Source organism: Arthrobacter sp. CJ23 (assembly GCF_024741795.1).
Classification (GTDB): Bacteria; Actinomycetota; Actinomycetes; order Actinomycetales; family Micrococcaceae; genus Arthrobacter.
Window position 1 is genome coordinate 3,965,387 of sequence record NZ_CP102950.1, and the last position, 19,019, is coordinate 3,984,405.

General features: G+C 64.0%; 15 protein-coding genes. 10 read left to right on the forward strand and 5 right to left on the reverse strand.

The annotated features are described in order from the left end of the window. Nucleotides 1-74 precede the first annotated feature (74 nt). Nucleotides 75-2,054 carry a hypothetical protein gene (locus tag NVV90_RS17845; RefSeq protein WP_258438579.1) on the reverse strand — a complete coding sequence of 660 codons (1,980 nt, stop codon included), beginning with the start codon at nt 2,052-2,054 and terminating at the stop codon, nt 75-77. A 410-nt stretch (nt 2,055-2,464) separates the two neighbouring features. Then, a complete protein-coding gene (locus NVV90_RS17850) occupies nt 2,465-2,893 on the reverse strand; it encodes a hypothetical protein (RefSeq protein WP_258438580.1) in 429 nt (142 codons plus the stop codon). Between the two features lie 1,403 nt (nt 2,894-4,296). On the opposite strand from NVV90_RS17850, the gene NVV90_RS17855 reads away from it, so the two are divergent. From NVV90_RS17855 to bcp, 7 genes are all read left to right on the forward strand, one after another. Continuing rightward, nucleotides 4,297-5,097: a hydroxypyruvate isomerase family protein gene (locus NVV90_RS17855; protein WP_258438581.1), complete on the forward strand. Its 801-nt coding sequence runs from the start codon at nt 4,297-4,299 to the stop codon at nt 5,095-5,097. Nucleotides 5,098-5,210: 113 nt separating this feature from the next. Continuing rightward, nucleotides 5,211-6,089, forward strand: a complete 879-nt coding sequence (locus tag NVV90_RS17860; RefSeq protein ID WP_258438582.1) for a 2-hydroxy-3-oxopropionate reductase — start codon at nt 5,211-5,213, stop codon at nt 6,087-6,089. Nucleotides 6,090-6,233: 144 nt separating this feature from the next. After that, nucleotides 6,234-8,012, forward strand: coding sequence for a glyoxylate carboligase (gene gcl, locus NVV90_RS17865; protein ID WP_258438583.1), 1,779 nt, complete (start codon nt 6,234-6,236; stop codon nt 8,010-8,012). Between the two features lie 26 nt (nt 8,013-8,038). Beyond that, nucleotides 8,039-9,235 (forward strand): glycerate kinase, encoded by a 1,197-nt coding sequence (locus NVV90_RS17870; protein ID WP_258438584.1) that lies wholly within the window; start codon nt 8,039-8,041, stop codon nt 9,233-9,235. After that, a complete protein-coding gene (gene allB, locus NVV90_RS17875) occupies nt 9,228-10,577 on the forward strand; it encodes an allantoinase AllB (RefSeq protein ID WP_258438585.1) in 1,350 nt (449 codons plus the stop codon). The genes NVV90_RS17870 and allB overlap by 8 nt, the downstream gene beginning before the upstream one ends. Nucleotides 10,578-10,588: 11 nt before the next feature. Then, nucleotides 10,589-11,320 carry a winged helix-turn-helix domain-containing protein gene (locus NVV90_RS17880; RefSeq protein WP_258438586.1) on the forward strand — a complete coding sequence of 244 codons (732 nt, stop codon included), beginning with the start codon at nt 10,589-10,591 and terminating at the stop codon, nt 11,318-11,320. A gap of 82 nt (nt 11,321-11,402) precedes the next feature. Beyond that, nucleotides 11,403-11,870: a thioredoxin-dependent thiol peroxidase gene (gene bcp, locus NVV90_RS17885; protein ID WP_258438587.1), complete on the forward strand. Its 468-nt coding sequence runs from the start codon at nt 11,403-11,405 to the stop codon at nt 11,868-11,870. Between the two features lie 136 nt (nt 11,871-12,006). Here the strand turns inward: bcp and NVV90_RS17890 are convergent, their stop codons facing one another. Beyond that, complete coding sequence (locus tag NVV90_RS17890) at nt 12,007-12,930, reverse strand: S1 family peptidase (protein WP_258438588.1); 924 nt, start codon at nt 12,928-12,930, stop codon at nt 12,007-12,009. A gap of 429 nt (nt 12,931-13,359) precedes the next feature. Between NVV90_RS17890 and NVV90_RS17895 the strand changes: the two genes are divergently transcribed. The 3 genes from NVV90_RS17895 to NVV90_RS17905 all read left to right on the forward strand — a co-directional run bounded on the left by NVV90_RS17895 (nt 13,360) and on the right by NVV90_RS17905 (nt 15,344). Continuing rightward, on the forward strand, nt 13,360-13,860 hold the full coding sequence (locus NVV90_RS17895) for a hypothetical protein (protein ID WP_258438589.1): 501 nt from the start codon (nt 13,360-13,362) through the stop codon (nt 13,858-13,860). Nucleotides 13,861-14,124: 264 nt separating this feature from the next. Beyond that, nucleotides 14,125-15,024 (forward strand): C2 family cysteine protease, encoded by a 900-nt coding sequence (locus NVV90_RS17900; RefSeq protein ID WP_258438590.1) that lies wholly within the window; start codon nt 14,125-14,127, stop codon nt 15,022-15,024. A gap of 8 nt (nt 15,025-15,032) precedes the next feature. Continuing rightward, nucleotides 15,033-15,344 (forward strand): hypothetical protein, encoded by a 312-nt coding sequence (locus tag NVV90_RS17905; RefSeq protein WP_258438591.1) that lies wholly within the window; start codon nt 15,033-15,035, stop codon nt 15,342-15,344. On the opposite strand, the gene NVV90_RS17910 is transcribed toward NVV90_RS17905, so the two are convergent. Next, nucleotides 15,319-16,413, reverse strand: a complete 1,095-nt coding sequence (locus tag NVV90_RS17910; RefSeq protein WP_258438592.1) for an alanine--glyoxylate aminotransferase family protein — start codon at nt 16,411-16,413, stop codon at nt 15,319-15,321. The two genes, NVV90_RS17905 and NVV90_RS17910, sit on opposite strands and share 26 nt — an antisense overlap. Nucleotides 16,414-16,550: 137 nt before the next feature. Beyond that, nucleotides 16,551-18,968 carry a phosphoenolpyruvate synthase gene (gene ppsA, locus NVV90_RS17915; RefSeq protein WP_258438593.1) on the reverse strand — a complete coding sequence of 806 codons (2,418 nt, stop codon included), beginning with the start codon at nt 18,966-18,968 and terminating at the stop codon, nt 16,551-16,553. Nucleotides 18,969-19,019: the final 51 nt, after the last annotated feature.

Sequence of the window (19,019 nt, forward strand, 5' to 3'; positions counted from 1 at the left end):
TGGCTCGTGCGATAGCTGGGATTTGAGGAGAAAGCCAAGCCCTCGGGTCTTTGATGGATCCGACATCTGCAGACCTACATCCCGTCGATTGCTGGATGCATCGCCAGGCGCTTGAGAACTTCTCCAGCTGCTCTCCGCAACACTCGTGCTGGACGAAGGCTTGCAATGGACGACACTTCTTCAACAATCTGCTGGTCGTAGTTCCACCCTTGTTCTGCCGCCCGTTGCAGTCCATGAAGTGTCCGCAATGGAATCCGAATGCCGTCTGCCTGCAAGAGGGATAGTAGGCGTCGGCTGGCGATGGCGGTCATGCTGGACTGCGAACCCCCAATTTCGGCAAGGCCCTTGCCCGCCAATGCCCGGACTTCCGGCGATGCATCCGTTGTCAATTGAAGGAGCACGACCTGGCCCCATTCCTCGTCATGGAAGGACTGAGCAACCATAGGAACAGCCAGGCATGCCGCGCTTCGACTCCGCTTGCTGCCCCCAGAAAGCTCAGTTATGGCGCCAACGGCTTCATCACGCTCAAGGCATCCCAATGCCGCCCCCAGTCGAATTGCTTCTGCAAAGTGGGGCAGCACTTCGTCTGCGAATGGATGGTCTCGGAATACTGAATTGATGACATTGGACCAGTCTGAAACGAGATTCTTCCGGGCAGATTCGGGTAGCAGTTCAATGTGGTACGACATCCGATCAAGCGCGCCAGCTTTGAAATACCCGTCGACGGCATCATCCGTCACCAAGTTCGTAACTCCGTTCCACACCTCGGGCACATCGAAACGCACCGCGAGACTCACGCCCAAAGAACCGGAATCGTACCCCCCCACCGACATTCCACCTGTTCGGGAATCTCGCCGAACCGCTTCCATTGCCTCCAAGGCGGCGGCAACCGCTCGTTCCAACACTTGTGCCGGGACCGGTTCCGTCTCGGAATGATGATTCAGAATGTACGTCGCGACTTCAAGGTCAGACAACCCCTCATGTATTTGCTGAAGGGACGCACCGCCAATCACTGCAGCTTGCGCGGCAAGCTCTTTTGCCGTCCCGTCGTTGAGTCGCGCTTCGCCCCAAGTCCTCCATGCTTCCTTGGTCGAAGTTGAAACACTGTCCCAGTTAATTTCCTCTAGAAGGGCCTGAAGAGTGTTCTCCAGGATTCGGACATCTGGTGAGTCGCGCAGGATTTCGATGGCTTCGCAGGCTACGTGCTCATCGGCTCCGCTATCCGCAAGAAGCCTCGTTATGGCGCCCCATAATGCCCTTTCGTCCTGGAAGCTCCTCCGCTCAGTCGACCGCAAAAGACTGAACGCAGCGTCGAGTCCAAGACGAAGCTCAGTTTCGCCCAAGAAGTTGGCCGCCGAAGAGACTGTTATGAGATCTGATCCGGCAACTCTCGAAGGGAACGATGAGCGCCCGACGATAACGCGAGCCTCTTCCGCCAACGCCTTGCTTGGCCCACGAGACTGAACGTTTTGTATTGCGACCTCCAAAGCCTCCCTGTCTTCGGTCAGGCGCAAGAGCCTCAGTGCATCTTGTACGGCAGATGCGTCGGTACCCTCGATGAGTAATCTTGCCTGTGCAAGCCCGAGTCGGCAGCGATGGATCTCATGTGGGTTCGCAGAAAGTTCAGCAGCAAGCAGGCTGCTCCACGCTGCGTGCAACGCTGGGTGGCCAGAAGACATAATCGCCTTCCTTGGCCGCGCACCCATTTCGTCCAAGTAACGCTGGTTTACGAGCTCCCGGTCTCTCTGCCCCGCTTGCGACAGGATCCGCGTGTCCGGCCACGAAATACGCGACCGCACCACATCGACCCATTTTTCCCCGTCGATATCCTCGATGATTGATTCCATCATCCTGAAATGGTTCCGAATCGCATCCAAAACATCTCGTTGCACGACACTCGAAGACCAAGTAACGCCCCTAGATACTTCGAAGGTTTCCCAGAGGCCAGAAGAAAGTTTGAAACCATTGAGATTGCTCAGAGTCCGCCGAACAGCATCGAAATCCCTCATCTCATTTTCCCGAACAGCCAGTTGGATGAGCAGCGCTTTCCGCACTAGGCTCTGGCTCCTACTTTCCTCAAGGGAATCGGAATATCGAATCAAGTCCCTCAACCCACTCACAGCTAGTTCAGGTTCGTCTAATTCAACTTGGGCAACACTAGCGAATATGGCGGCGGCTGCGCGAGCCCCGAAGGGAAGGGATACATCTTCGCTAAACTTCCACAAGAGTGCGGCACCTCGCCCGATGGTAGATTCCATCACTGACGTGTTTGCTGCCTCGACAAGTTGCAGTACCCAATCGGACGATTCAGGAGCCAAAACATCCCGATACCTCTCGTAATCGTCGGTGCGAAGTTGGCTAACCAGGCCAAGTAGCCCCGGACCATCCACCACTTCCCGGGAGAAGTTCGGATGCGGTGACACTGCCCACGGAGCCATAACGGCACATACCCAAGCTGGCTGAATTAGATGTCCCGTGCGTTCCATCCGCCGGCCTCCTCATAAAGGGATTTTTCGAATACCTGCTTTTGTTCGGAAGGCAGAGCCATCCCATGCTCAATCATTGTCTGCAGAATCAGGTTCTCAACTTGCGTTCTAAGACTATCGATGGTGTATACGCGCAAAATGTGGCGCTGCTTACCAATGTCACCAAGAGTCTGATTTGCAAGAGTTTGAACTTGCTTCTCAGAAACTTTTGGAAAGGCTGCCCTATCGCATGAGACGAGAACTATTCGCGAATTCTGGGAAGGCGGCCAATTTTGTAATGAATTCCCTATTGAACCGTCTTTAGCGATCTTCTTGTGCCAATTGGCTTCGTAGGCCAAGAAGTGAACATCAGATTCAACATCGTCCTTGTCGGAGAACTCCCGAATCGGCGTAGTGGGATTATTCAATCGGGAAACGGTATCACGCCAAACTGCTTCCCATCTGGGATTCATAGTCAGTAACGGAATCCATCTGACAACCAGCGCCTCCGGAGCGTAGCCTCCAGAATTCAATCTTTCGACTCCGGAAGTTCTACAATCATCGCTTTCGTTCGATCGACATAAATCGTGACTGCCTCAGATCGCTCGGAATTTCCACAATCCGTCGGAGCCACACGGAAAGGAACAAGATCAGAGGCTCCCCTGAGATTTCCTAGCGCGACAACGGCATTGAACGATTTGCCTATCGCAGGGCACTCCGCAAGCCTCGGGGCATCATTCCCAAGTTCCACTACTACATCCCTACCCGCATCGGGAGTGAGTATGTTCAATGGTGGAACAGCTAAGAGGGCAGCAGCGGCCAGAGCGCCAGACACGGATCCCCACGTCGTAATCAAGCGGATTTTGTCTACGATGACAGTCGCGAAATCTGACGTAGACCCCTTTCCCACGGGCTTGGCATATAGGGAAGCCCACAGATAGAGGCAGCTGCTAATTACGAAAAGCACCCACGAAACGTACGCGGAGGACTGCGCGGACACCGATAAGTCATTCTTGATCGATGAGAATAGCAGTCCTGCGGTAAGCGCCCCCGTTGCAGTCGCCAAGAGTGTCGCCGCTGAGCGGGAACGGTCACGGTACCGCTCAGCCGTTGAAGGACTCCCACCACCCGTTGATTCTTGCTGCTGTCCAGTCGACCCCATCTCATGATCATAAGTCGGCGCAACACTCGCCGAAGGCTTATGTGACGCACGGCAGTTCAGAAGTGACTCCGATGAACAATTCAGACCGATCCGCGCAATGGATGGCGCTCATTGGGGAACCAGTGCTGGCACGGAAGCGTCGGAGCGGTAGTGCACGACGCAACTGCGGATCATGTCGCCTTGCTTCTCCTCCGACTGGGCATTGTGGTTGGATTTGCAGAGCTCGTGCCGGATGAAGCCAGACACCAAGACTCCCTCATGGAGGCGCGCCTGATCTGGCCCATTGAACCCCTCCAGGCTCGGAAGCCGGTCGGCATCGTCGCCGCAGGTGGTCCCCGGACGGTCGGGCGGATTCCATGCCAGGACCAACAGACTCTGCGGGCAGTGGCCGCACATCCGGTGTAGCGCGATTCGCGGCCTTCGTCGAGCCATTTCACTTACCGGCTGCGCCAACGGCCTGTGGGGCGTTGACCCCGGACCATTCAAGCATCGAGACCAACTGATCGAGCATCTCACCGTTGGCCCATGAGTCAACACACCCCCTTGACTCCGCCCCTCCCATTCCCTAAACTTTTCATAAAGCAGAATCTAAATTCCACAAAGCGGAAATTCTCCAAGAGCCAAGCAGCCCGGAAGATAGATCCCAGCCCCTCCTCGGAAGGACCTACGATGACGTACACAGTGAACTGCTCCATCCTCTTGACGGAGCTTCCCCTGCTCGAGCGCCCCGCAGCCGCGAAGGCTGCCGGTTTTGACGCCGTCGAGTTCTGGTGGCCCTTCGACACCTCCGTCCCCACCGACGCCCAGGTCACCGAGTTTGAGAACGCCATCAAGGATGCAGGCGTCCAGCTCACGGGCCTGAACTTCAACGCCGGCAACATGCCCGGCGGCGACCGCGGCCTGGTTTCCTGGACCGCCCGCTCCAGCGAATTCCTGGACAACATCGACGTCGTTGCAGGCATCGGCGAGCGCCTCGGCTGCAAGGCCTTCAACGCCCTCTACGGCAACCGCATCGACGGCGAATCGGCCGAGAAGCAGGACGCCATCGGCGCCGAGAACCTCGCCGCGGCAGCTGCCGGCGTTGCGGGCATCGGCGGCACCGTCCTCCTCGAACCCGTCAGCGGCGCCCCCAAGTACCCGCTCCTCACGGCCGAAGACGCACTCAAGGTCATCGCCCGCGTCAAGGCGGAATCCGGCGCCACCAACGTCAAGCTCCTCGCCGACTTCTACCACCTGGCAGTCAACGGCGACGACGTCGAATCCGTCATCCAGAACCACGCCAAGGACTTCGGCCACATCCAGATCGCCGACAACCCCGGCCGCGGCGCTCCCGGAACCGGCACGCTCCCCCTCGGCGAATGGATCGCCCGCAGCCGCGAACTCGGCTACGAGGGCTACATCGGCCTCGAGTACAAGGAACCGCAGGAAACGGCCTTCGCCTGGGCCATCCGCCAGCGCATCTCCAACTAGTCCCAACTGAGTAGCGCTAAGTGTCGTTTTGGGCCCCCATAACGACAGATAGAGCTACCTAGTTGGGTCCGGCTTCCGCAATCACCACACAGACTTTCAGTAAAGGAAACACAATGAGCAACGTTGCAGTCATCGGTCTCGGAATCATGGGCCTCCCCATGGCCATCAACCTGGTCAAGGCCGGCCACACCGTCACCGGCTTCAACCGCAGCCAGGACAAGATCGACAAGCTCGTCTCCGAGGGCGGCAAGGGTGCCACGAGCATCGCCGACGCCGTCAAGGACGCCGACGTGGTCATCACCATGGTGCCGGACTCCCCCGATGTTGAGGGCGTAGTCAGCGGCCCCGAGGGTGTCTTCGCCAACGCCAAGAAGGGCACCATCTGGATCGACGCATCCAGCATCCGCCCGGATGTTGCCAAGCGCCTCTCCGCAGAAGCAACCGCAGCCGGCATCCGCCCGCTGGACGCCCCGGTCTCCGGCGGCGAACAGGGCGCCATCGACGCCGTTCTCTCCATCATGGTGGGCGGCGAGGCAGCCGACTTCGAGGCAGCACAGCCGGTCCTCACCGCCGTCGGCAAGACCATCGTCCACGTTGGCCCCGCCGGCTCCGGCCAGACCGTCAAGGCAGCCAACCAGCTGATCGTGGCCGTCAACATCCAGGTCCTGGGCGAGGCCATCGCCTTCCTCGAGGCCTACGGCGTGGACACCGACGCAGCCCTCAAGGTCCTCGGCGGCGGCCTGGCCGGCTCCAAGGTCCTCGACCAGAAGGGCCAGAAGATGCTCGACCGCAACTTCGACCCCGGCTTCCGCCTGGCCCTCCACCACAAGGACCTCGGCATCGTCACCTCCGCAGCCCGCGAAGCCAACGTCGCCGTCCCGCTCGGCGCCGTCGTCGCACAGCTCGTCGCCGCAACCGTCAACCAGGGCGACGGCGGCCTCGACCACTCCGGCCTCTTCAAGCAGGTCCTGCAGCTCTCCGGCCGCAAGTAAGCCGGGCCGCAAGTAAGCACCTCCGGCAGTAGCCGGACAACAAGCAAACCAGGGATCCGCCGTCGTACATCACGACGGCGGCTCCCCCACTACACCCAAATTCCGCCCCCAGCGGGCACCCCAAAGACTTTCAAGGAGTACACCATGGCTAAGATGCGCACCGTAGACGCTGCCGTCGCAATCCTGGTAAAGGAAGGCGCCATCGAGGCGTTCGGCCTGCCAGGCGCGGCAATCAACCCCTTCTACTCGGCAATGCGGCAGAACGGCGGCATCCGCCACACGCTGGCCCGCCACGTTGAAGGCGCCAGCCACATGGCTGACGGCTACTCCCGTGCCCAGGATGGCAACATCGGCATCTGCATCGGCACCTCGGGCCCCGCAGGCACCGACATGATCACCGGCCTGTACGCAGCCTGGGCGGATTCCATCCCCATGCTCTGCATCACCGGCCAGGCACCTGTTGCCAAGCTGCACAAGGAAGACTTCCAGGCCGTGGACATCGAGTCCATCGCCAAGCCCGTCACCAAGATGGCGATGACCATCCTGGAGCCCGGCCAGGTTCCCGGCGCCTTCCAGAAGGCCTTCCAGCTGATGCGCTCCGGCCGCCCGGGCCCGGTCCTGCTGGACCTGCCGTTCGACGTGCAGATGGCCGAGATCGAATTCGACATCGACACCTACGAGCCCATCGCCGTCGAGAAGCCCAAGGCCAGCCGCAAGCAGCTGGAAAAGGCCCTGGACATGCTGACCGCAGCCGAGCGCCCGCTGATCGTTGCCGGTGGCGGCATCATCAACGCCGGCGCCTCCGCGCAGCTGGTTGAACTGGCCGAACTGCTCAACGTTCCGGTCATCCCCACCCTGATGGGCTGGGGCACCATCCCGGACGACCACGTCCTGATGGCCGGCATGGTGGGCCTGCAGACCAGCCACCGCTACGGCAACGAGACCATGCTGGCCTCCGACTTCGTCATCGGCATCGGCAACCGCTGGGCCAACCGCCACACCGGCGGCCTGGACACCTACACGGCCGGCCGCAAGTTCGTGCACATCGACATCGAGCCCACCCAGATCGGCCGCGTGTTCTCGCCGGACCTGGGCATCGCCTCCGACGCCGGCATCGCCCTGGACGGCCTGCTGGAAATCGCCCGTGAGCGCCAGGCAGCCAAGTCCCTGCCGGACTACTCCGGCTGGGTTGCCGAGTGCACCGCCCGCAAGGGTTCCCTGCAGCGCAAGACCCACTTCGAGAACGTGCCGATCAAGCCGCAGCGCGTGTACGAAGAGATGAACAAGTCCTTCGGCAAGGACACCACCTACGTGTCCACCATCGGCCTGTCCCAGATCGCCGGCGCACAGCTGCTGCACGTCTTCGGACCGCGCAAGTGGATCAACGCCGGCCAGGCAGGCCCCCTGGGCTGGACCGCCCCGGCCGCCCTGGGCGTTGTCCGCGGCAAGCCGGACGAGACCGTTGTTGCCCTGTCCGGCGACTACGACTTCCAGTTCATGATCGAAGAACTGGCCGTGGGCGCACAGTTCAACCTGCCGTACATCCACGTAGTGGTGAACAACTCCTACCTGGGCCTGATCCGCCAGTCGCAGCGCGGCTTCGAGATGGAACAGAACGTGTCCCTGGCGTTCGAGAACATCAACTCGCCGGAGACCAACGGCTACGGCGTGGACCACGTCAAGGTGGCCGAAGGCCTGGGCTGCAAGGCCCTGCGCGTGGAGAACCCCTCCGATCTGCCGGCCGCGTTCGACAAGGCCAAGGCACTCATGGCCGAATTCAAGGTTCCCGTGGTGGTTGAAGTGATCCTGGAAAAGGTCACCAACATCTCCATGGGCGTCGAAATCAACGGCGTGAACGAATTCGAAGAGCTGGCCGAGCGCGGCGAGGACGCCCCCACCGCGATCATCGCCCTGCTGGACTAGTACAGAAACTGAAAGGAGGTACCGGAATGCGTGTGGTCATCGCCCCGGACAAGTTCAAGGGCTCGCTGTCCGCGCCCGACGTCGCCAAGCACCTGGAAGCAGGCCTGCTGGCCGGCTTCGCTGAAGCGTCAGGCGTGGCCTTTGAGGCCACCCGCATTCCGGTGGCCGACGGCGGCGAGGGCACCCTCGACGCCGCCGTCGGCTCCGGCTTCACCCGCCGGACCGCCACCGTCACCGGCCCCACGGGCCGGCCGGTCCAGGCCGACTTCGCTGTCCGCGACCGCGAAGCCGTGATCGAAATGGCCGCAGCCTCCGGGCTGGCGCTGCTTCCGGACGGCCCGCACTCGCGGACGGCCACCACCGCCACGAGCCTGGGCACCGGAGAACTCATCCGCGCCGCCCTGGACCTGGGCTGCCGCAAGATCATCCTCGGTGTGGGCGGCAGCGCCAACACCGACGGCGGCGCCGGCGTCCTGCAGGGCCTCGGGGCGGTGTTCCTGGACGCCGAGGGCAAGGAACTCCCCGGCGGCGGCGCCGCCCTGGCCCGCCTGGACCGGATCGACTTCTCCGGCATGGACACCCGCCTGGAGGAGACCCGCTTCACGCTGGCGTCCGACGTCGACAATCCCCTGCTCGGGACCAGCGGCGCCGCCGCGGTCTTCGGACCGCAGAAGGGCGCGACGCCGGACGACGTCATCACCCTGGACCTGGCCCTGGCCACCTTCGTCACGGTCCTCTCCGGTGAGCTGGGCGTCCGTGCCGAGCACGCCGCGGTCGCACCCGGCGCGGGAGCCGCCGGCGGCGTGGGCTACATTGCCATCGCCGCACTGGCCGCCAACCGCCGTCCCGGCATCGACGTCGTGCTCGAATTCACCGGGCTGGACGAGCGGCTGGAAGGCGCGGACCTGGTCATCACCGGCGAAGGCAGCCTGGACGAACAAAGCCTGCTCGGCAAGACGCCCATGGGCGTGGCCCGGGCAGCCGAGCGCGCCGGCGTCCCTGTCATCGCCGTATGCGGCCGCAGTACGCTGAGCGAAGAACAACTTTCGGACGCTGGTTTCCAGCAGGTCCACGCGTTGACAGACCTCGAATCAAACGTAGACAAATGCATTGCTGAAGCAGGACCGCTGCTCGAACAACTGGGCAAGAGCATCGGCGCTCACCTGGCAGGGCTTCCCGCAAGCACCACGGCGACAGAAAACAAGGAGTACCTCAATGTCTGAAGAAATCGGCGCCTATGACCTCGTCATCCGCGGCCAGCGCATCCTGACCACCGCCGGCATCACCGCCCGCGAAGTGGGCATCCGCGACGGCGTGATCGTCGCCATTGAGCCGCTGGGCAACGGGCTCACCGGCACCCAGGTCATCGAGCTGGCAGACGACGAGACCCTCATCCCCGGCCTGGTGGACACCCACGTGCACGTCAACGAGCCCGGCCGCACCGAGTGGGAGGGCTTCGCCTCCGCCACGCGCGCCGCAGCCGCCGGCGGTGTCACCACCATCATCGACATGCCGCTGAACTCCATCCCGCCCACCACCAGCGTGGACGGCCTGGAGCAGAAGCGCGTGGTGGCCAAGGACCAGGCGTTCGTGGACGTCGGATTCTGGGGCGGCGCCATCCCCGGCAACAAGGCGGACCTCCGCCCGCTGCACGACGAGGGCGTCTTCGGCTTCAAGTGCTTCCTGCTGCACTCCGGTGTGGACGAGTTCCCGCACCTTGACGCGGACGAGATGGAAGAGGACATGGCCGAGCTCAAGTCCTTCGACTCGCTCATGATCGTCCACGCCGAGGACTCCCATGCGATCGACCGCGCACCGCACCCCGGCGGCGACCACTACGAAACCTTCCTGGCCTCCCGCCCCCGCGGCGCCGAGAACAAGGCGATCGCCGAGGTCATCGAACGTGCCCGCTGGACCGGCGCCCGCGCCCACATCCTGCACCTGTCCTCCTCGGACGCACTGCCCATGATCGCTTCGGCAAAGCGCGACGGCGTCCACCTCACCGTGGAGACCTGCCCGCACTACCTCACCCTCATGGCCGAGGAAATCCCGGACGGCGCCACGGCGTACAAGTGCTGCCCGCCCATCCGCGAGGCCTCCAACCGCGAGCTGCTCTGGAAGGGCCTGCAGGACGGCACCATCGACTGCATCGTCTCCGACCACTCCCCCTCCACCCTTGACCTCAAGGACCTCGAAAACGGCGACTTCGCGGTGGCCTGGGGCGGCGTCTCCTCGCTGCAGCTGGGGCTCTCCCTGATCTGGTCCGAGGCCCGCCACCGCGGCATCACCCTGGAGCAGGTGGTTTCCTGGATGGCAGAGAAGCCCGCCGCACTGGCCCGCCTGCACAACAAGGGCCAGCTGGCCCTGGGCTACGATGCGGACTTCTCCATCTTCGCGCCGGACGAGGCGTTCGTGGTGGACGTTACCAAGCTCAAGCACAAGAACCCGATCACGCCGTACGACGGCAAGGCGCTCTCCGGCGTCGTCCGCCAGACGTTCCTGCGCGGCACCGTGATCGACGGCCAGAACCCCGGCGGCAAGCTGATCCGCCGCGGTGGCGTCTAAGGCCCACCGCCATGGCCGTCAACGCCTATGGTCCGCCACCGGGCCGCACTGCGGTGACCCGGCGTCCCGGGTCCGCAGGGCGTCCCGGGCTGAACGCCCGCGGACTGGCTCTGTGGGTCCAGCCCGGCGAGAACCAGGACATCGATCCCGTAGTGTGGGCCCGGGCAGCTGAAATGGTGCTGGCCCGCGCCCTGAAACTTGCTCCGTCAGCGGAGGTCCGCATATGGCCCGCCGACGGAGCAGCAAAATCCGGCGTCGGCGCTGTCTCCTGGGGCGGCACTCCACAGGACACCGCCGACGCCGGTACCTACCCCGCCGTTACGCTCGCCGATGCTTTGGGACAGGCTGTTCCGGCCGGCGCGGGTGAGGCACTCGCCGCCGGAAGCACCGCCGTCGCGCCCGTCTCCCTGGCCGTGCGCCGCAGCCAGGTGGCCATCGACCTGGCCGCGGACACCGTCCTGCTGGACGGCGTCCCGGTGAGCTTCACAGGCATGGAATACAAGCTGCTGCGCTACCTTGTGGTGAACTGCTCGCGGGCCATCAGCCGCGAGGAACTGCAGCGTTTTCTGGAGTCATTTGACCTTCCCGGCGCTGCATTTCGGTCCATCGACGTATACGTTGGAAGGGTACGCCGGAAGCTGCACGCCGCCCGGCACGTGATTTCCACGGTGCGCGGCGGTGGCTACCAGTTCGTACCAGGACCCCATGCAACAGTGCGTGGACCGGCGGAATACAGCATCTAGCCACGCTGTTTACAACAGTTAGAACCCGCCGAAGAACGAACCGTCGCTGGCAACACCAGCTGACTGAAACGTAAGGATCACCATGGCCCAGAAACTCCTCGTCGGCACGCAGGCACCCGATTTTGCGCTGCTCGACGCCGAAGGCACCAAGGTCTCGCTGTCCGACTACATCGGACGCAATGTGATTGTGTACTTCTACCCGGAAGCAGCCACCCCCGGTTGCACCACGGAAGCCTGCGACTTCCGCGACAACCTGTCCAGCCTGCAGTCCTCCGGCTACGACGTCCTGGGCATCTCCCCGGACGCCCCGGAGAAGCTCGCAGCCTTCACCGGCGACTTCGCCCTCACGTTCCCGCTGCTCTCCGACGAGGACCACGCCGTGGCCCTCGCCTACGGCGCCTGGGGCGAGAAGCTGGTTGACGGCGAAATCGTCGAAGGCTTGGTCCGCTCCACCGTGGTGCTGGACCGCGAAGGCAAGGTCAAGCTCACGCAGTACCAGATCAAGGCGCAGGGCCACGTGGCCGCGCTGAAGGAAGAGCTGGGCGTCTAGCCTTTAGTCCTGCCTTCCTGGCCTTCTTTGCACAGCAGACTGCCCCGACACACCGTGCCTACGGCGTGTCGGGGCAGTCGGCGTTTCAAAGAGGGTCAGGACCGCCGCGCCGGGCGCTGGAGCCCGGCGCCTGCGGTCAGAACGGCGAAAGCTGGCATCCCCACGAGAAGGAGGCGTTCCCGGCGACGTGGATGCCGACCACCATGCCGTCGGAGAGGGCCACATACGCCGAGCCCGAGTCACCTGGCTGGGTCACGTTGGCATCGAGGCGGATCATCGTATCGAACCAGGCCCAGCTGCCTGCGGCGGGCCACTCAACCTTCGTCGTGTAGGCCACGCTCGCGATGCTCGCCTTCTGCACCGAGCCGGTTTGCTTGCCGACCAGCACGATCGACTCTCCCAGCACGGGGGCGCGGACGCCCCTGGGGACGCCGATCTGGGTGATCTCCGGGGATCCCGTGGCCGGCGTGAGGTAGGTCCAGGCCAGGTCCTGGGTGTTGAAATGCGGGTGCGGCTGGGTGGCGCTGGGGTAGGTGACCACGGGGATGAATCCGTTGACCGTGCCAATCTTGTTGTTCACCCCGTTGCTGGGTTGGTACACATCAGCCCCGGCGTTGCCGTTGCAGGCAATGACGTGGTTGTTGGTCATCAGCCGGTACTTGGATGCCCACACAATGTTGACGCCAAGCGTGCCGGTCCCGGGCATGTTTTCGGCCCTGATCTGGTATCCGCCCTCGGCAGGCCGGATCCGTTCGTTGTTGATGTCGAGCCGGACGTCGCCGACTTCGACGACATCGGTGGGAACCGTAACCTCACGGACGGTGCCGTCCTCGCCCAGGGTATGGGCGGCGAATTGCTCCGGAATGGGGAAGTCCTCCGCACCAAGCTCGGCCACAGGCGTTTTCCTCACCACGTGCACCACGATCGAGCGCACGTCCGTCACTTGACCGTCCACGGCTTTGGGTCCCACGTCCAGGCCCACAATGTTGGGGCGCGACAACCAGGGCTTGACGGCCTCGATCAGCGCAGCATCGCTTGGGGAATTTTCAGCAGAGTTCACGGCATTGCACCCTCTCCGAACAAGACAGTGAGCGGCTTCACGTGATCATTCAATTACGTTACGCCCTGTAACAGGATGGTAGGCTCGCCGGTTCTGAAAGACAACAGAAAAAGGGCCGCCTGCGCGGGCAAAGTTCCCTCCAAGCCCCTGGACAAGATCCTGGCAACCAGGGCGCAGGCCAACCGGCTGAACTGACGCACGTCAGCGTTGAGCCTTCTTGGGTCACCTCACAGCCGAGGCAGGGACTTCCTGTCGGCTCCGCCGCGTTGCCATGGGTTGTCCTCCCCATCGCGGGAAGCAGCTGAGCTGTGAAAGCATCGCATGATGGGCCGGTCATGCAGGGCCGGCATGGAATGGGGGCAAGAAATGGACTGCCGAATGGGCCGAAACGCGCTCCGGCAACGGCCAATTTTGATTGCAGCGCTGTTGGTGACAGGGGCACTCTTCCTGGCCGGCTGCGAGGCACGGCCGACTCCTGGCGCACCCAGCAGCAGCCCGCCCCGCACCGCGGCCCCGGCGCCGGTGGCCGAGAGCTTCACGAAATACGATGCCGTGCGCGCTGAGTTCATCGCCGCATTGGAGGAAAAGATGCCCGACATCAGCTGGACTGTTGACGAGCCTGCCGGCATGGCCCTACTCAAGGATGGGAGATGCATGCTGTACCCGCAGACCATGAAGAGCAGCGCGGACATCGTGGAACCGTCGAAGCATTTTGCCGAAGTCTTCTCCGCCGGCGACCCCATCCTGGCGAAGCACGGCTTCCCCGCCTTCGACGGAACTGACCCTGTCCCCGGCGGCTGGGTGGTTGCGAGCAGCACGGACGCAGCCGGTGCCACAGTGACCGTCGAGTCCAAGAGCCCGGCCTACCTTCGCATCAGCGTCCCGGTTGATTCCAAAGCGTGCGATCCGAAAGAGATACCGGCCGGCTGACGGGGGACGTTCTCCCATCCGATGCCCGCTGCGCTGAAATACCGTGGCGTTGGCTTCAATCTCAAGACAAAAGGGGACAGACAGATGCCGGGATTCTACGGTGCTGACATCGAACAACTGCGGGCACTCGCCAGGACGATGTCCCGGCACTCCGAAAAGATGACTGCGCTTTCCATGGAGCTGGGTCAGATCATTTCAAACTCTTCATGGGACGGACGGGACGCCTCGATGTTCCGGGCCGCGTGGGATTCCGAACATCGCCCAATGTTGAAGCGTGTCGCCCTGGATCTGCAGGACCAGGCAGGCAAGCTGAACCGCAATGCGGACGAGCAGGACAAGGCCAGCTCGGGAGCCTCCGATTCCGGCGCGCCGGGCAAGCCGGACTCCAATCCTCCCGGAGACCCTGGTCCCCTGAACCCGGATCTCCCTGATGTCGATGTCCGTGGTGACGTCCGCGACGACCCCGCCGCCGGCAATCCCAGAGATATCCAGCAAGGACAGATCGGCGACTGCTGGCTTTTGGCAGGACTGGGCTCGGTTGCCCAGACGCTGGACAGGGAAGGCAAACTCGACGAATTCCTCGCCACGCATATGCGTCCCGTGGGCGATCCTCCGGCCCACTGGGTAGTAACCCTTTACGAAGATGGGAAACCGGTGGAAGTCACTGTTGAGGCTAAGTCAACACCGGGCGGCGTCCGGGGTGCCGACGGCCAGCCGAACTGGCTCTCCATCTACGAGCGCGCGGCCGCCGAGCATCGCGGCGGCTCGTACAACGACATCAACGGCGGATTCAGCAACGATGCCATGGAGCTGATGACGGGGAAGTCCGCCGACAGAGACGGCGAGCTGAGCCTGGATGAGCTTGAGGACAAGCTCGCGAACGGTGAAGCCGTTTCTGTGGGCACGGAAGATGTCAAGGACGAGGACTTTGACTGGTTCTGGGAGTCCGACGAAGTCAACCGCACCGATGTCGTCCCCAACCACGCATACATCGTGGTAGACGTGAAAACCAACGACTCCGGGGAGAAGATCGTTGTCTTGGCCAACCCCTGGGGCCCGTCCGGCGGCGATCTTGACGGCGAGCACAAGTCCGGCACTCTGGAACTGACCGAGGAGGAGTACAAGGAAAACTTTGACTCCGTGTACTCCATGGATGTGAAGTAAGGATGGCCGTGGAGCAGCTCGTAACAGTCAAACAAGGCATGCAGCCCAGCTTCGGCGGTGTCCTCGTCGGAATCGTGAAGATCGGCGTCGCGGACGCCGCCCCCGCAATCCAGGTCTGGATCCGGTCCTCCGGACAAGAGCGCAAGCAGGCCTTCCGTGAAGGCCAGTCCGTTCTGTTGCCCGGAGCTGGCACCTTGCGGGTTGAGTCAATCCGACCCGCTGACGGGGACGCCGCAGCGTTCGCGGTCCTGGCCTACGACTCCGAGGACACCAGCGAGAGCGCGTCAGCTCCGCTCAGGCCTTGGCGAGGGCTTCCTTGAGCGCACCGAGCACCAGTGTCACCGAGGCCGGGGTGGCGTTCGGGCCCATCATGCCGATCCGCCACACGGTGTCCGTGAACTCGCGCACGCCGCTGCCGATCTCCATGCTGAAGGTCCGCAGAAGGTAGCCGCGTACGGCAGCCGAGTCGACGCCGTCGGGCACTTTCACAGTGGTGAGGCTGGGCAGGCGGGCGCCTTCGGCGGCAAACAGTTCCAGGCCCATGTCCTGGAGGCCCGCCTGCAGCGCCGCCCCGGCGGCGCGGTGCCGGGCCTGCACGGCATCCAGGCCCTCGGCAAGGATGCGGTCAAGGGCCGCTTCGAGGCCGGCGATCATGGTGACGGGCGCGGTGTGGTGATAGGTGCGGGTCCCGCTGGCAGCGCCCACGTAGCCGCCGAGCAGCCCGATGTCGAGGTACCAGGAGCGCGGATCCTTGATGCGGCGCTCGAACGAGCGCTCGGACACGGTGAACGGGGACAGCCCCGGCGGCACGCCCAGGCATTTCTGCGTGCCGGCGTAGCCGACGTCGATCCCCCAGTCGTCAGCGAGCAGCTCCAGCCCGCCGATGGAGGTCACGGCGTCGGTGATCAGCAGGGCATCGCCCTTGCCGGCACCGAGCGTGGCGATGTCCGAGAGCACGCCCACCGAGGTTTCGGCGTGGACGGCGGCGATGACCTTGGGGTGGGGGTGCGCGGCCAGGACCTTTTCGGCGTCAACGGGCTGGCCCCATTCGTGGTCCACACGCACCACGGTGGCGCCGCAGCGCCTGGCGACCTCGCACATCCGCTCCCCGAAGAGGCCGTTGACGGCGATGACGGCCACGTCGCCTTCGGACACCGTGTTCACGAAGGCGGCTTCCATGCCGCCGGAACCGGTGGCACTCAACGGGAGGGTCCGCGCATTGGAGGTCCCCCAGACCGTCCGGAGCCCGGCGCACGTCCTGTCCAGGCGCTCGATGAAGACGGGGTCCAGGTGCCCGATCACCGGGTAGGCCAGGGCGGCCGTGGCCTCGGGGTAGCAATTGCTGGGGCCGGGACCGAACAGGAACCGGGAGGTCAGGATGGCTGGCATGGCGGAACCCCTTCACCTTAGTTGGGGACATTCTCCTCCCGCGGCCGCGGCAGAGCGAGCGGCGCACCCAGGCAGGGGCGACGGCGGCCACGGCAGCACGGTCCTGATTCCCGGTCCGTGCTGCCGTGGCTGCTGCGTCAGCTGGCCGGTGCGCCCGCTGCGGCGCCGGCCTCCACAGCGGCTGCGGCACCGGCAAGCCGGAGCCAGGTGTCCACCACGGTGTCGGGGTTCAGGGACACGGAATCGATGCCTTCCTCGACCAGCCACTGGGCGAAGTCCGCGTGGTCGCTGGGACCCTGGCCGCAGATGCCCACGTACTTGCCGCGCTCCTTGCAGGCCTTGATGGCCATGCTCAGGAGTTTCTTGACGGCAGGGTCGCGTTCATCGAAGCCGCCCGCCACAGTCGCGGAATCTCTGTCCAGGCCCAGGGCCAGTTGCGTCATGTCGTTGGAGCCGATGGAGAATCCGTCGAAGTAGTCCAGGAACTCGTCGGCCAGGACTGCGTTGGACGGGATCTCGCACATCATGATCACCTCGAGACCGTTCTCGCCGCGGACCAGGCCGTTCTCCGCCAGCAGTTCGATGACGCCGCGGGCCTCGTCCAGGGTCCGCACGAACGGGATCATCAGCTTGACGTTGCTCAGCCCCATCTCGTTGCGGACGAAGGACAGGGCCTCGCACTCGAGGTCGAAGCAGTCCCGGAAGCTCGGGTCCAGGTACCGTGAAGCGCCGCGGAATCCGAGCATCGGGTTCTCTTCGTGTGGCTCGTAGGCGGGCCCGCCAACCAGGTTGGCGTACTCGTTGGACTTGAAGTCGGACATGCGCACAATCACCGGCTCCGGCGCGAACGCCGCCGCGATAGTGGACACCCCTTCGGCCAGGCGCTTGATGTAGTAGTCGCGAGGGCTGCTGTACGCGGCGATCCGTTCCCGGATTTCCGCGGCCACGTCCGCCGGCTGCTCGCCCAGGTTCAGCAGCGCCTTGGGGTGAATGCCGATCTGGCGGTTGATGATGAATTCGAGCCGGGCCAGGCCCACGCCGTGGTTGGGCAGCTGCGCGAAGGTGAACGCCTGCTCCGGCGTACCGACATTCATCATGACCTTGACCGGGGCCTCGGGCAACTGGGTGATCTCGGTGTCCTCGACGCTGAAGTCCAGGAGCCCCTCGTAGATCACGCCGGTCTCGCCGTCGGCGCAGGAGACCGTCACCTCGAGGCCGTCGGAGAGGGCGTCCGTGGCGTCCCCCGTGCCGACGACGGCGGGAATCCCCAGTTCCCGGGCGATGATGGCTGCGTGGCACGTGCGTCCGCCGCGGTTGGTGACGATGGCGGACGCCCGCTTCATGATCGGTTCCCAGTCCGGGTCGGTCATGTCGGCGACCAGGACATCGCCGGTCTTGAAGGCGGCCATCTGGTCGATCGCGGTGAGGATGCGGACGCTGCCGGCGCCGATGCGCTGGCCGATGGCGCGGCCCTCCACCAGCACCCGGCCGGTCGCGTTGAGGCGGAAGCGGCTCAGGCTGCCGGCGGCCCGCCGGGACTGCACTGTCTCCGGACGGGCCTGCAGGATGTACAGGCCGCCGTCGATCCCGTCCTTGCCCCATTCGATGTCCATGGGGCGGCCGTAGTGGTTCTCGATGGCGACGGCGTGCCGGGCGAGCTGCTCGACGTCGTCGTCGCTGAGGCTGAAGCGGTTCCTCAGCGAAGCCTCCACCGGCACGAAGTCGATGGTGCGGCCGATCTCCCGGCTGCTCGTGTAGGTCATCTGCAGGGCCTTCTCGCCCAGTCCGCGCTTGAGGATGGCGGGACGGCCGGCCTGGAGCGCGGGCTTGTACACGTAGAACTCGTCGGGGTTCACTGCGCCCTGGACCACCGCCTCGCCGAGGCCGTAGGAGGAGGTGACGAACACGGCGTCCTGGAACCCCGACTCCGTGTCCATGGTGAACATGACGCCGGAGGCCCCGACGTCGGAACGCACCATGCGCTGGATACCGGCAGAGAGTGCTACCTCGGCGTGCTCGAACTTGTGGTGCACGCGGTAGGCGATGGCCCGGTCGTTGTAGAGGGAGGCGAACACGTCCTTGATGGCGAGCAGGATGTTCTCGATGCCGCGGACGTTCAGGAAGGTTTCCTGCTGCCCGGCGAACGAGGCGTCAGGAAGGTCTTCGGCCGTTGCGCTGGAACGGACGGCCCAGGAGAGGTCCTCGGAGCCCCCGTGCTTGTCCACCAGTTGCTGGTAGGAGTTCCGGATCTGGGCTTCAAAGTCCGGCAGGAACGGCGTCTCGCGTATGAGCGTCCGGATGTCCTGGCCGGCCGAGGCGAGGGCCGTCACGTCGTCGGTGTCCAGGCCGAGCAGCCGCTCGGCGATCGTCTGGTCCAGGCCGGAGTCTGCCAGGAAGCTGCGGTAGGCGTCCGCCGTCGTGGCAAAGCCGTCCGGGACCTGGACGCCGGCGGAGGTGAGGTTCTGCACCATCTCCCCGAGTGAGGCGTTCTTGCCGCCTACCCGGTCCAGGTCCCTGAGTCCGAGTTCCGAGAACCACAGAATGTCCGTTGTCATATTTACTGCTCCTTTGCAGTGGATGGCATGCAGGGCTGCCGCCCGTTCACG

Coding starts and splice junctions, on each gene's coding strand:
- allB (WP_258438585.1), top strand. CDS start 9,228: ATGTCTGAAGAAATCGGCGCCTATGACCTCGTCATCCGCGGCCAGCGC.
- bcp (WP_258438587.1), top strand. CDS start 11,403: ATGGCCCAGAAACTCCTCGTCGGCACGCAGGCACCCGATTTTGCGCTG.
- NVV90_RS17880 (WP_258438586.1), top strand. CDS start 10,589: ATGGCCGTCAACGCCTATGGTCCGCCACCGGGCCGCACTGCGGTGACC.
- NVV90_RS17870 (WP_258438584.1), top strand. CDS start 8,039: ATGCGTGTGGTCATCGCCCCGGACAAGTTCAAGGGCTCGCTGTCCGCG.
- ppsA (WP_258438593.1), bottom strand. CDS start 18,968: ATGACAACGGACATTCTGTGGTTCTCGGAACTCGGACTCAGGGACCTG.
- gcl (WP_258438583.1), top strand. CDS start 6,234: ATGGCTAAGATGCGCACCGTAGACGCTGCCGTCGCAATCCTGGTAAAG.
- NVV90_RS17860 (WP_258438582.1), top strand. CDS start 5,211: ATGAGCAACGTTGCAGTCATCGGTCTCGGAATCATGGGCCTCCCCATG.
- NVV90_RS17910 (WP_258438592.1), bottom strand. CDS start 16,413: ATGCCAGCCATCCTGACCTCCCGGTTCCTGTTCGGTCCCGGCCCCAGC.
- NVV90_RS17855 (WP_258438581.1), top strand. CDS start 4,297: ATGACGTACACAGTGAACTGCTCCATCCTCTTGACGGAGCTTCCCCTG.
- NVV90_RS17900 (WP_258438590.1), top strand. CDS start 14,125: ATGTTGAAGCGTGTCGCCCTGGATCTGCAGGACCAGGCAGGCAAGCTG.